Genomic DNA, 13,502 nt, shown 5'->3' with positions numbered 1-13,502 from the left:
AACATCCGGGTCAGCTTTTTCTATGGGTCTCCATGGCCTATATAAATAGGCACTGAGGGGGGGCTCACGTAAAGCTCATTAATAGTTGTGCAGCTGTTTTAACGAATGCAGGTGAGAGTATGACCATAGGATGTGCCTTAAAGACACTTTTGTTTTCAGTATTTTTGTTTTTTTATCAGCAGGTGCTGGCAAACGACACCTACGGCCTTGAAGAATTTCGCAGGTATCGTAAGGCAAACACAAATCCACCTTTAAACGAACAACAAAGGCACGCTGATCAAAGCCTATTTGAAAACATCCGCATTGGTTTTGTCGGACTTAATTTAACCTCTGACGACCTGTCTGGAGATGAGCGATTTGAAATCAGCGGAAATTACGAGGTTGATGAGCAAGATTTTGGACGTCTGATCAGATTTTATTTTCATTATGTGAACAGGACTCACGATGGATATGATCAAAAAACTCGCATTCAAAGAGTGCTGAGACTAATACATTATATGTTCGCTATAAATATAAATCAGACCAATGTACAAAGTCCTGACAAGAAAGCGCTAATTAAAGCAATAGCACAAAGCCTCTTTGAACATTTTTTTTCGTCTGTAATGAGAGGTGGCTGGAGAAATCCTTATTTTCATTATTTCTCTTCAGATTGGGGAGCAAGTCAGTCCAATCATGTTGGACTTAATAACAATTTAGTCCTGATGCTTCTGGCTTTTCTTGGTCCTCATTTTCTTTCTGGCAATGACTTTACTAACTATTTTACCGTGCTGCGTAAGAGATATACCGGAATAACCTACAATCGGGCATTTTTCCTTGGTTGGCTTTCTGAAAATATTAATGAATACAGTTCACCGAGCAGCATTGCCGGTCAATTTATGGCAGCCGGATTCGACACGGAAATAGCACTTCTAATTGGTCTGACTGCAATGGCATCAGCAGCTTTCCACAGCATCAACTCAGGGCGGGAATGGCCGGGGACACTGGAAGCATTGCTGCGAGGGTACTTACCCTACGAGATTATGGCTACTATCTACTGGAACTTGGCTGGTTTTTGCCCCACTGGGCATTTACGCCCTGTACCTCAGGTCATGTTTACCATGGAGGGTATGCAAGAGTTTACAGAGGCTATTATGGGTATTTGCACCACACCCTCTGTGCCAGTGCAGGCAGAATCGTCAGAAAATCTGGACTATCTATCGAATTATTTTCGAGGTTCAGACGACAGCAGGGAGTTTGAAGTTGAGTTTGAGGCTTCTGGTGAGGATCCAGATTCTGCGCAGCAAAACCCGGCTGTAGTCATTCAACAACAAAATGAACTGATAGCCCAGCTGAGACAGGAATTAGCAAGCCAAACTCTAACTGAGGAAGCTGGAGCCGTTGGGGGCACTCCAGGTGAAACCGCTAAATGTCCAGTTTGTTTCGAACCACCGCATGAAATGACGGCACTAGAGCCTTGTGGACACGCTGGTTTGTGCAAGAATTGTGCTGAGCGATTTATACGGGAGCAGCGGGGGTGTCCCATTTGTCGGAAAATAACGCAATCTTACAGGAATATATACCTCGTGCCACGGCCCTGAAAAGGGGAGCCGTTAAGGCTCCCTTATACGACAGCGGATTATTTGTTACGGATAAACTGCAGGAATTCCTGACGGGAAGGCTGGTTTTCACGCATCAGGCCCAGCATGACAGAGGAGGTCATGGAAGAGTTCTGCTTTTCGACACCACGCATCATCATACACATGTGTTTGGCTTCAATGACAACACCCACCCCTTTTGCACCCGTAGCTTCAACAATTGCGTCGGCAATCTGCCTGGTCATGTTTTCCTGAATCTGTAGACGACGGGCAAACATATCCACGATGCGGGCGAACTTGGACAAGCCCAGCACTTTGCCATCAGGGATGTAACCAATGTGGCACTTGCCAATAAAGGGCAGCATGTGGTGTTCGCACATGGAGTAGAGTTCAATATCCCTGACGACCACCATTTCGCTGATATCGGACTCGAACACCGCGTTATTGACAATATCCTCAAGGCTTTGCTCATAACCGCGTGTCAGGAACTGCATGGCCTTGGCGGCACGTTTCGGGGTTTCTCTCAGGCCATCACGGTGAATATCTTCTCCCAGGGATTCGAGAATGGCTTTGTAATGTTCGCTCAGATGTTCGGTCATGGATCGCTCAATAGTGACATGAAAAGTAGTGGCATGAAGAGGGCAGGGGGCGGATACTGTCTGTCCTTCATGGGTAGTTCATGTAAAAAATTGGCCAGAGTTTAACATAAAGGGGGCCATGTGGAACGGTTTGAGTCTCTGAGAGATTTATTTGTTGGCGGACTTGTCAGCTCTGCTCAATCTAGGTAAGTTACAGCGAGTATCAGATGCCTACTGTAAAGTAGTAAAAAAATAACAAACGGGATCGATTATGATAAGAAAACTCAAAAAATGGGTTGCACCTGTTCTTATGCTGGCAGCTACCGGTGCTCAGGCTGAGACCGATAGCGGTACCCTGGAAACCGTGTTAAGCAAAGGTTACCTGAGTTGTGGTGTAAACACCGGTCTGCCGGGTTTTGCGACACCTGATGAGAAAGGCAAGTGGTCCGGCATTGATGTCGATGTCTGTCGTGGCGTAGCCGCTGCGGTACTGGGTGACGCCTCCAAGGTTAAATTCATTCCCCTGACCGCCAAAGAGCGTTTTACCGCTCTGCAGTCTGGTGAAATTGACATGCTTTCCCGTAATACCACCTGGACACTCACCCGTGACGCGTCGCTGGGTCTCAACTTTGCCGGTGTCAGTTATTACGATGGTCAGGGTTTTCTGGTGAAAAAAGAGCTGGGTGTGACCAGTGCCAAACAACTGGATGGTGCTGCGATCTGCATTCAGTCCGGTACGACTACCGAGCTGAACCTGGCCGATTATTTCCGCACCAATGGCATGAAATACCAGCCTGTTGTCTTTGATACCTCCGACGGTACGGCCAAAGGTTTTGATTCAGGTCGTTGTGATGTCCTGACTTCTGACCAATCCCAGCTTTATGCCCTGAGACTGCGTCTGTCCAAGCCGGATCAGGCTGTCGTTCTTCCCGAAGTGATTTCGAAAGAGCCTCTGGGGCCACTGGTTCGTCAGGGTGATGATCAATGGTTTAACATTGTGAAGTGGTCTCTGTTCGCTATGATCAATGCCGAAGAACTGGGTCTGACTTCAGCCAATATCGATAAGAGCAAGTCCTCAACCGATCCTTCCGTTCGCCGTTTGTTGGGCATTGAAGGTCCAAAAGGCAAAGGCATGGGTCTCAAGGACGACTGGGCTTACCAGGTAGTGAAGCAAGTGGGTAACTACGGTGAAGTCTTTGAGCGTAATATCGGTGCATCCTCTCCTCTGAAGATTGAGCGTGGCCTCAATGCCCAGTGGAACCAGGGCGGTATTCTCTACGCACCTCCTTTCCGCTAAGAGTTCTGAAAGGCCGACAGCCCCAATAAAGAGGGTTGTCAGCCTTCTGCTATCAGATGCCTATAGTAAAATACCTCTGGCAAAATACCTTTAGCAAAATAAAAGTAAAGCCATGAAAGGATTCTTCATGGCTAATAAAAAAGGCACCCTATGTTAGTAAGACTCTGGCGAGACCCGGTCTGGCGGGCTGTTCTTTTTCAGGTTCTGTTGATCCTTGCCGTCGTGGCAATGGTCGCCTGGGTAGTGAACAATACCCTGTCGAATTTAGAGCATCGCGGTATCAGTACCGGCTTTGATTTTTTATCCCAATCCGCAGGTTTTGGCATTATCCAGACGCTGGTGGAGTACGACGAAAGCCACACCTTTGGCAGAACCTTTCTGGTGGGTTTGCTCAATACTCTGCTGGTCTCATTGCTGGGCGTTATCTTTGCCACCGTTCTTGGATTCCTGATCGGTGTCGCCCGCCTCTCCTCTAACTGGCTGCTGTCAAAAATGGCCAGTATTTATATTGAGGTTTTCCGGAATATTCCCCTGCTGCTGCAGATTTTCTTCTGGTACTTTGCGGTTCTGGGCATTCTGCCCAACCCCCGTCAAAGCATCAGCCTGTTTGATGCCGTCTTTCTTAATGTCCGTGGTATCTCTCTTCCCTGGCCCGAATTCAATGCTGGCATGGTGACGGTTGTCTGGGTGTTCGTCGCTTGTCTGGCTGTTGTTCTGACGTTGAGATTCTTTATGCGCCCATGGTTGTCTAACCGTCAACATGGCGAAAACAACGGGCGAACGATTCTTTTTATCAAGCTGGCAATGGCTTCATTCGTTGTGCTGATTCCACTGGTGACCAGCTTTCTGGTAGATGCACAGTTGCAATGGGAGATACCGGAATTAAAAGGTTTTAATTTCTCTGGTGGTCTGGTTTTAATCCCCGAACTGGCTGCGCTCTGGTTTGCTCTGAGTATTTATACTGCGGCTTTTATTGCTGAAGTCGTTCGTTCTGGTATTGAGTCCGTCAGCAAAGGTCAGAAGGAAGCCGCTGCGGCTCTGGGTCTCAAGCCCCGCAGAGTTTTGAGTCTGGTGGTGATTCCCCAGGCCATGCGGGTGATTATTCCGCCCCTGACCAATCAGTATCTGAACCTGATCAAGAACTCTTCACTGGCGACGGCTATAGGTTATCCGGATCTGGTTAGTGTATTTGCGGGAACCACACTGAACCAGACCGGTCAGGCCGTTGAGGTGATTGCTATGACCATGGTCGTTTATCTCACGATCAGTCTGACCGTCTCCGTCTTGATGAACTTGTATAACCGCTGGGTATCGCTGATAGAGCGATAAGGACTCTCTTTATGAAGAGCACGAAGATGGAAGAAAAAATGATTCCTGCAAGAGAGCCCCCGGTCAACTCGAGGGGTGTTTTAGGCTGGATGCGGGAGAAGCTGTTTGCGACGCCCTTACAGTCACTGATGACACTGACCATTATTTACGGGCTCTATCTGATCCTTCCTCCCTTTTGGCAGTGGGCGGTCATGGACGCCACCTGGACGGGCGAAAGTCGCTCGGCCTGTAATGTCGACGGTGCCTGCTGGGCTTTTGTTACTGCACGACTGGATCAGTTTATTTACGGCTTCTATCCCGAGAGTGAAATCTGGCGGGTGAATCTGTTTTTTGCGCAGTTGGCACTGATTCTGGGTTGGCTGATGATTCCGGCCATACCCGGCAAGAAGCTGGCATTGGGGTTGGGACTGCTGGTGTTGCCTGTGACCTCCTGGCTGGTGCTGTCCGGAGGCTACTTCGGTCTGCCCGAGGTTGAAACCCACAAGTGGGGTGGCTTGATGGTGACACTGGTGCTGGCGCTTTATGGCATGTTGGCATCACTACCGGTAGGCGTTTTGCTGGCCCTTGGCAGACGATCTTCCATGCCGGTTATCAGAACTTTCTGTACCGCCTATATTGAACTTTGGCGTGGCGTTCCGCTGATTACTGTCCTGTTTATGGCGTCGGTTATGCTGCCTCTGTTTGTTCCGGAAGAAATTGTTTTCGACAAACTGGTTCGGGCCCTGATTGGCATCGTTATGTTCCAGTCAGCTTATATGGCAGAAGTAGTGCGGGGTGGATTGCAGGCGATTCCAAGAGGCCAGGTAGAAGCCTGTCAGAGTCTCGGAATGGGCTACTGGCAGAGTATGTTGCTGGTGGTGCTGCCCCAGGCTGTTCGTCTGGTGATTCCCGGCATTGTGAATACCTTTATTGCCCTGTTCAAAGACACCAGTCTGGTATTGGTAATTGGTCTGTTTGATCTGCTTTCGATTGTTCAGGCGGCCCTGAATGACCCCGAGTGGCTGGGCAGTGCCGTAGAAGGTTATCTGTTTGCCGGATTTGTGTTCTGGTTGTTCTGTTTTGGTATGTCCAAATACAGCCAGCGCCTGGAAAAGAATTGAATTCAAGAATAATGAAAATGAGAGGTCTTCATGGATAAGATGGTCCGGGAAGTTAAAGACCCTGCAAGTCCTGTCATCAGGTTGAATGGGGTTAATAAATGGTACGACAGCTTTCATGTCCTCAGAGATATTAATCTGGATGTGGTGCGTGGCGAAAAGATCGTGATCTGCGGGCCTTCCGGCTCGGGTAAGTCGACGTTGATTCGCTGCATCAATGCGCTGGAAGAGCATCAGGAAGGCCAGATTATTGTTGATGGCACAGAGCTGACCCGGGACCTGAAAAATATAGAGAAGGTCCGTCGTGAAGTCGGTATGGTGTTTCAGCAGTTTAATCTGTTCCCTCATCTGACGGTGCTTGAAAACTGCACGCTGGCGCCGCTCTGGGTCAGAAAAACCGCTAAAAAAGAAGCGGAAAAAACAGCGATGGAATACCTGGAGCGCGTCCGTATTCCCGATCAGGCGGATAAATATCCCGGACAACTCTCGGGAGGTCAGCAGCAGCGTGTGGCAATTGCCCGAAGCCTGTGCATGAACCCGGAAATCATGTTGTTTGATGAGCCGACTTCGGCGCTGGACCCGGAAATGATCAAGGAAGTACTGGACGTCATGATCGAGCTGGCCAATGAAGGCATGACCATGCTCTGCGTGACCCATGAAATGGGCTTTGCCAAAACGGTAGCGGATCGCATGATCTTTATGGATCAGGGGCAAATCGTGGAAGAGGCGACACCGGAAGTCTTCTTTAATAATCCGAAGTCCGAGCGTAGCAGGGAGTTTTTGGGGCAGATTCTTAATCACTAATTGCCTGTTTGAATTCAGTGTGAATTCCAAACAACAAGGCCGCTGATCGAAAGATTAGCGGCCTTGTTATGTTTCTACTGAAAAACCGGCTTAGAAACGGTAAGTTGCAGATGCATGGAGGGAGTATGAGCTGGATTCATACTTGCCACTGTAAGATGTAGTGTCCTCAGTTAGTTGACCACCACCTTTTACATCGTCATTCTCAACGGTGTCGTAGACAGCCGCGAAGTCCAGATCCACCTGTCCATCAAGAATGCTGGTTCCGGCACCCAGAGTGAAGCTGTGGGCATTGGCTGGAGTAGAGAAGGTAGGCGCAGCATATTCTTCGGGTACAACAGCTGTTGTATAAATATAACCGGCTCTCAGGGCCCAGTTTTCAATGCCGGTATACTCGGCTGCAATGCGGTAGTTGTATTGGTCTTCCCAGTTGGTGTTGATTGCTGGTACAAGCAGGCTGTCGTCGGAGGTAAACTCGATCTGCTCGTTGTTGCTGTACTCGGTGTATGTGACTTCACCAAACAGGGTCCAGTTTGGAGCTACCTGGTAATCGATACCACTAGAGATCTGCATAGGCAGTGCTGTTTTTGCAGTCGCGTCTGCTGACCTACTTGGAGTGAGGCCGGTTCGCTCGTTGTAATCACCATCCGCTTCAATATCTACTTCAGAACGGTAGTTGATACCCCAGCCCCAACGGTTGTCGTCTGAGCGGTACATTGCACCCAGACGGACACCGAAGGTATTGAAGCCGCTCATGTCGTTGTAACCCACGGCAGCTCCAACCTCTCCAAAAGGTGGTTTTTGAGCTGCTGACACCATGTTGATATCGGCCGTGGCATAAGTCAGGCGATAAGTGCCCCCAACGGACCAGTTGTTATTGATGCGATAAGATAACCCCAGACCCGCTTCAATAATCTTTATGTCAGTAGAGTATTCATCTGTGATGGAGTGATCGTTGCCAACCGTTACATCTTCATACTTGGCAGCAGCACCACCAGAAGCATAAACACCATAACCCATAGTGAACTTGTCGTTCAGTTTGTACAGACCTGTCAGGCCGCCCGCAGGGGAAAAGTTGGTTTCACCTTCAATAAAAGTATTTCCATCCGCAGGACCATTTACCTGAGTAAAGGTAGGAGACACATGCAGAGCAATATCATTGGACTCCGCAAAAGCCATACCGGCCGGGTTGAAGAAGATGGCACTGGAATCGTCGACAGAAGAAACGGCTGCACCTGCCAGTGCACTGTATTCGGCATCCCAGAGAGTCGCTTTCTCAAAACCACCGGCTACCGCGTGACCTGAAGAAACAGCAACAGCGAGAGTTGAAACGAGGAAAAAAGGCGAGGAACGTGTAGGGCTTTTCATTATTACTCCTTAATGGTGGCAAGACCTCAGGCAGCTCCCTGTTTTAAAAAAGGATTTCTTTTTATTAACAAGTCGTAACAAGTGACATCAATCTGCCTGATTGCGAACCTTGTGAGCTCTTGTGGATTTTTGCTGGTTCGCTGGTCGAACGAGGGCTATTTTATTTATTCTTAATCGAAATTAATGTTATTTTTTTGTAAATAATTAGCTATTAAAAAAACTTTTAAAAGTGCTTCAAAACAAGCTTTGAAATTATTGTGAGCAGTAACTCTATTTCTAACTTTCTAATTCAAGGTGAATTTTTTTGTTAATAATAATTTGAATATTATTCGAGTTATTGTTGCAATTAATTCCATGCACCTTGATTAAGATGCGTTACTGGAATTCTTCTCCGGAAGACCCGGGGCGACCCCGTCTGGGCGACCCCGTCTAGGCGACCCCGTCAAGAAACACGGGCAGAAAGCGGAAGGTATTTTACTTTTCCTGTCAGGTAGCGTAATCGCTAGAAACGCCTGACGGATGGCAAAATAGCACAAGAGGCTTGCTCTGCAAGCCGAGCTTTCATCCCCGTCCTCAAGAGGGTGTCGTAAAACTCTGGTTCCCATGCTCCAGAGGGTGTCGCAAAACTCTCTCCAACGTGCGATCGAGTTGACTCTCGTCATTCCCGACTTCATTCTCGTCATTCCCGACTTCATTCTCGTCATTCCCGACTTCATTCTCGTCATTCCCGCGAAGGCGGGAATCCACACTGACTCACCACCAGAACCATACTGCCCGGTGCCCCCTGGCCTTGTCATCCCCGAGAAGGCAGAGATCCACCGTTGGCGCTGGATTCCCGCCTTCGCGGGAATGACGACCTCAGAGCATGGGAACGAGCTATTGGAGTTTTGCGACATCCTCTCAAAGTACGGGGTTTTACGCTCATTCGATAATGAGGTCGGACCGGGTGGTTAATACATTAACTGTATTTATGAGAGGTTAAACATCTATTGGACGGAAGGGGGTTAAATAATGATCTCAGAAAAAAACAAGGCCGCAGATCTTTTGATCAGCGGCCTTGTTTATTATGCGACTAACAAACCGGCTTAGAAGCGGTAGGTTGCAGAAGCATGGAGGGAGTATGAAGTGCCTTCATACTTACCCGCGTAGGATTGGGTAGTATCGGTCAGCTGACCACCACCTTTCACGTCGTCATTCTTAACTGTGTCGTATACAGCAGCGAAGTCCAGATCCACCTGTCCATCAAGAATGCTGGTGCCAGCACCCAGAGTAAAGCTGTGGGCATCGGCTGGAGCAGAGAAGGTAGGCGCAGCATACTCTTCGGGTACAACAGCTGTTGTATAAATGTAACCGGCTCTCAGAGCCCAGTTTTCGATACCAGTGTACTCGGCAGCGATGCGGTAGTTGTATTGATCTTCCCAGTTGGAATAGATTGCAGGTACAGCCGCACTGGAGCCATCGCTGGTGTCTTTGACGGAAAAGTCGATCTGTTCATTGTTGCTGTAGTCGGTGTATGTGATTTCACCAAACAGAGTCCAGTGTGGATCTACCTTGTAGTCGATACCGGTAGAGATCTGCATGGGCAGTGCGGTTTCTGCGGTTGCATCACCAGTAACGGTGGCTGCGGGTGTGCCGTTTCGGTATTTGTAATCACCATCTGCTTCTATATCTACTTCAGAACGGTAGTTGATACCCCAGCCCCAACGATCGTCATCTGAGCGATACATGGCACCCAGACGCACACCGAAGGTGTTGAAACCGCTCAGGTCGTTGTAGCCCACCGAAGCACCTACCCCCGATACACTCGAAAGCAAGTTGATATCAGCAGTGGCGTAGGTCAGGCGATAAGTACCCCCAACGGACCAGTTGTTGTTGATGCGGTAAGCTAAGCCCAGACCAGCTTCAATAATTTTGATGTCAGTAGAGTAGTCGCCTGTGACTGGTGTAACTGGTATACCGGCACCTGGAATAGTAAATGTACTGCCAACCGTTACATCTTCATAACTGGCAGCAGCACCACCAGAAGCATAAATACCGTAACCCATGGTGAACTTGTCATCCAGTCTGAACAGACCTGTCAGACCTCCAACAGGAGAAAAGTTTTTCTCACCATCGATAAAGGTACCTTCACCACCCGCAGGACCTTTCGTATGGGTAATGGTAGGAGACACATGCAGAGCAATATCATTAGACTCCGCAAAAGCCAGACCGGCCGGGTTAAAGAAGATGGCACTGGAATCATTAACAGAAGACACAGCAGCACCTGCCAGTGCACTGTATTCGGCATCCCAGAGAGTCGCTTTTTCAAATCCACCGGCTACCGCCTGACCTGCTGAAAGTGCAACAGCCAGGGAGGAGGCTACAGCTAATGGAGAGAGAGAAAAATGCGAGGAACGAGTGTGGCTTTTCATTATAACTCCTGGCGGTGGCAAGACCTGAGGCGGCTGCTTGTTGCAAAGAATGCCACTAAGAAATGGCTTCTTTTTTTATTAACAAGTGATGTGAGGCTGCCTGATTGCGAACTTTGTTTGCTCTTTTTTGAGTCTTTTCCGGTTCGCTGGTCGAAAGACCGCTGGTCTATTTATGCTTATTATTAGTTTTTGTTGCCGTTTTAAACGTGCTCTGCAATGGATGTTTGAAACGACAGTACGAAATATCTCTGTTTAGAGGTGTCGAGTCAAGACAGGGGTGGGTGTTAATTGTAATTCGAATAGTATTCGATTTTTATTTTAATGAATTTAAGGTATTTTGATGCCGCTTTTTATAACTAACTCAATGATATTTAATGGTTTTTCTGGAAGGTTGAGATCCGGAACAGTATCGAGAAAAGAAGAAAAAAAATTTTAAAAAAATATACCTGCCTTTCACCACCCCGATTGATATTTGCCTAAAATCTGTTGTCAAAGAAATAAACAGACATTCAGGTGCACCAACATGCCTCAAGCTCAATACCAGTCTAAGAACCTCAACCACCTTGGCTTGGTTGCCGCTATGTGTCGGGAGTTAAAGATAGCCGAATACATTGATGCCCGTATCACAAATGACTCCGATGTTCGTAATGTCACTATTGGACAAGCTGTAGTCGCAATGATCATCAATGGCTTGGGCTTTACGGGGCAAACTCTGTACATGCTCCCTGAGTTTTTTGAGGATAAGCCGATTGACCGCCTTATCGGGGAAGATATACAGGCCGAACACTTGAACGACAAGGTACTTGGTCGGGCTCTCGACAGTTTGTACGACGCTGGTGTTAGCGACTTGTATCTCAATCTGGCCGTCAAGGTCGTCAATCATCTGAAACTTCCTTGCAAGGCATTAAATCTGGATGGCACCAGCTTTCATGTGGATGGAGTCTATAACAGTCATGACAATCCAGACGACTTAAATTGTATTCATATCTGCCAAGGTTACAGCCGTGACCACCGGCCTGACCTGAATCAGGTAGTCTTGCAGTTAATGACTGAAAATCAGGCGGGCATCCCTGTGTTTATGGCCCCTGCCAGCGGTAATGTAAACGACAAAACCTGTTTTCAGGAAATTATCAAAAATCATCTGTCATGTTTTAAGGCCGCTTTGAATAGCCGCTATCTGGTTGCTGATGCTGCCATGTATGTTGCAGAAACCCTTCAGTTGCTTGATGAGCAAAAGCAGCTGTTTATCTCCCGGGTGCCCCTGAACATCAAGGAGGCAAAGGAGCTGGTCTGCAAAGCGCCAACCATGTCGCTGGTGCCTGTTGAAGGCTATGAAGATTACTACTCAGCTGAAGTGCCTTCCTGCTACGGAGGGGTTCAGCAACGATGGTTCCTGTTTCTCAACAAAAAGCGCGGGCTTAGTGAACGGAAAACATTGACCCGGAAGATGCAAAAGCAGTCACTGAAAGAGGCCCGTGATCTGGAGAAGCTGAGCAAAAAGGCCTTTTTGTGCCGGGACGATGCATTGAAGGCTTTTGCCTTGTGGCAGAAACAATCGAAACTTTGCCAAAGCGAAACAGAGCCAGAGGTTATCCGTAAACCCTGCTATTCGGGCAAAGGAAGACCATCGCCGGATAGCAAGCCTGATCACTTCGAGTACTTTGTGCAGGCTGAATGCTTTGTTTCCTGCGAGAAAAGGGAGCATGCAGAAGCCTCACTGGGTTGTTTTATCCTAAGCACCAATGAACTGGATAAAAATAGTTTGAATGCCTCTGAGCTGCTGTCTACTTATAAGTCGCAACAAAAAGTTGAAGGCGGCTTTCGGTTCCTGAAGAGCCCGGACTTTCTGGTCTCTTCGCTCTATCTGAAGAAAGCGGAACGTATTGAAGCCCTGTTAATGGTGATGACTCTATGCCTGATGGTCTATGCTGCTATCCAGCACAGAATCAGGCAGGAACTGAAAAAGCAAAGTCGTGTATTTCCAGACCAGAAAAAAAAGCCCTGCCAGAACCCAACAGCAAGATGGGTATTTTTCTGTTTCCAGGGGCTTAGTGTATTAACGGTCAATAATCAGGAGGAACATGTGATTGGCTTGAAGGAAAGGCAGTGGACGATCATTCAAATTTTGGGCATTTTTTACGAGTCCATGTATTCCTGATAGGGGTGGTGAAAGGCGGATATACAATCGAGTCTCTGATTGCTGTGTAGGCGTCAGTAATCGGGCCATGTTGAATACTTAAGATGTTTTTTATATAAACTGAAAGACAGGCACTCATGGTGTCATCTGAACCTGCATAAGGCTTCGGAGTTTGACGAAAGTTCCTGTTGAATTAAGTAAGCGCCCTGATGTGGCCTATGCGATTTGGAACGTATACTTTGGGTATTCATTCATCGGATTCATTCTCTCTTTCATGCTGCTCTATATTCTGGATTTATTTGGTACTGCAGTGTTTGCCATCAGCGGTGCCTGGCTCGCCTGTCGCAAGGATATGGATATCTTTGGGGCAATGGTTCTGGCGTTTGCCACTGCCGTGGGGGGTGGCACGATTCGCGATGTTCTTCTGGGAGCAACGCCGGTTTTCTGGGTACAGAATCATGATTATGTTCTGGTCACTCTTGCCTCAACGTTGTTGGCGATTCTGGTAAGGCGCTGGCATCAGAAAACCCATCATATGATGTTGCTTTCTGATGCGCTGGGTCTGGCTGTATTTACCGTGATTGGTGTCACCAAAGCTCTGGATTTCGGTGCTTCGGCTATTGTCTCTGTCATGATGGGGGTGCTTACCGGTTGTGGTGGAGGGGCTATCCGTGATCTGCTTTCCGGTGAAGTGCCGCTGGTGCTAAAAAAAGAGGTCTACGCCTTTGCCGCTATGGCGGGTGGTGCTCTTTTTGTTGTATTGGAATCTTATATTGGAGTCAATATGGCAACACTGCTGTCTGCAGGTTTGGTTCTGTTACTCAGACTTTTGGCTCTTTACAAGAAATTATCTCTCCCCCGTTTTGACCTGCCTCCCACCGCCCGCTGACTTGAAAGGAGCTTTGAGATA

General features: G+C 48.0%; 11 protein-coding genes. 8 read left to right on the top strand and 3 right to left on the bottom strand.

The genetic code is table 11. The features are described from left to right. Nucleotides 1-119 precede the first annotated feature (119 nt). Nucleotides 120-1,577, top strand: coding sequence for an RING finger protein (locus ACOJUN_RS02155; RefSeq protein WP_422135036.1), 1,458 nt, complete (start codon nt 120-122; stop codon nt 1,575-1,577). Nucleotides 1,578-1,615: 38 nt separating this feature from the next. Here the strand turns inward: ACOJUN_RS02155 and folE are convergent, their stop codons facing one another. Next, on the bottom strand, nt 1,616-2,173 hold the full coding sequence (folE, locus tag ACOJUN_RS02150; RefSeq protein ID WP_317145386.1) for a GTP cyclohydrolase I FolE: 558 nt from the start codon (nt 2,171-2,173) through the stop codon (nt 1,616-1,618). Between the two features lie 250 nt (nt 2,174-2,423). Between folE and ACOJUN_RS02145 the strand changes: the two genes are divergently transcribed. The 4 genes from ACOJUN_RS02145 (at nt 2,424) to ACOJUN_RS02130 (ending at nt 6,679) form a co-directional block, all read left to right on the top strand. After that, on the top strand, nt 2,424-3,449 hold the full coding sequence (locus tag ACOJUN_RS02145) for an amino acid ABC transporter substrate-binding protein (protein ID WP_422135035.1): 1,026 nt from the start codon (nt 2,424-2,426) through the stop codon (nt 3,447-3,449). Nucleotides 3,450-3,599: 150 nt separating this feature from the next. After that, entirely contained in the window at nt 3,600-4,778 is a 1,179-nt protein-coding gene (locus ACOJUN_RS02140; RefSeq protein WP_422135034.1) for an amino acid ABC transporter permease, read from the top strand. 11 nt (nt 4,779-4,789) lie between these two features. Beyond that, nucleotides 4,790-5,878, top strand: a complete 1,089-nt coding sequence (locus tag ACOJUN_RS02135) for an amino acid ABC transporter permease (protein WP_422135033.1) — start codon at nt 4,790-4,792, stop codon at nt 5,876-5,878. 39 nt (nt 5,879-5,917) lie between these two features. Next, nucleotides 5,918-6,679, top strand: a complete 762-nt coding sequence (locus tag ACOJUN_RS02130) for an amino acid ABC transporter ATP-binding protein (RefSeq protein WP_410493919.1) — start codon at nt 5,918-5,920, stop codon at nt 6,677-6,679. 90 nt (nt 6,680-6,769) lie between these two features. Here ACOJUN_RS02130 and ACOJUN_RS02125 read toward each other — a convergent pair whose 3' ends face one another. Beyond that, nucleotides 6,770-8,044, bottom strand: a complete 1,275-nt coding sequence (locus ACOJUN_RS02125; RefSeq protein WP_422135032.1) for an OmpP1/FadL family transporter — start codon at nt 8,042-8,044, stop codon at nt 6,770-6,772. A gap of 648 nt (nt 8,045-8,692) precedes the next feature. On the opposite strand from ACOJUN_RS02125, the gene ACOJUN_RS02120 reads away from it, so the two are divergent. Further along, nucleotides 8,693-8,998: a hypothetical protein gene (locus ACOJUN_RS02120; RefSeq protein WP_422135031.1), complete on the top strand. Its 306-nt coding sequence runs from the start codon at nt 8,693-8,695 to the stop codon at nt 8,996-8,998. Nucleotides 8,999-9,129: 131 nt separating this feature from the next. Here ACOJUN_RS02120 and ACOJUN_RS02115 read toward each other — a convergent pair whose 3' ends face one another. Beyond that, the gene (locus tag ACOJUN_RS02115) at nt 9,130-10,455 is read right to left on the bottom strand and encodes an OmpP1/FadL family transporter (protein WP_422135030.1); all 1,326 of its coding nucleotides are present in this window, start codon (nt 10,453-10,455) and stop codon (nt 9,130-9,132) included. A 523-nt stretch (nt 10,456-10,978) separates the two neighbouring features. On the opposite strand from ACOJUN_RS02115, the gene ACOJUN_RS02110 reads away from it, so the two are divergent. Both ACOJUN_RS02110 and ACOJUN_RS02105 read left to right on the top strand, forming a co-directional pair. Further along, complete coding sequence (locus tag ACOJUN_RS02110) at nt 10,979-12,613, top strand: IS1634 family transposase (protein WP_422135029.1); 1,635 nt, start codon at nt 10,979-10,981, stop codon at nt 12,611-12,613. Between the two features lie 151 nt (nt 12,614-12,764). Further along, on the top strand, nt 12,765-13,481 hold the full coding sequence (locus ACOJUN_RS02105; protein ID WP_422135028.1) for a trimeric intracellular cation channel family protein: 717 nt from the start codon (nt 12,765-12,767) through the stop codon (nt 13,479-13,481). The last annotated feature ends 21 nt before the right edge of the window (nt 13,482-13,502 follow it).

Origin of the sequence: Endozoicomonas sp. ALD040, from assembly GCF_049275945.1 — a bacterium.
GTDB lineage: Bacteria > Pseudomonadota > Gammaproteobacteria > Pseudomonadales > Endozoicomonadaceae > Endozoicomonas_A.
The sequence above is the reverse complement of the archived record's forward strand: the minus strand, read 5'-3'. Positions and strand labels throughout refer to the sequence as shown.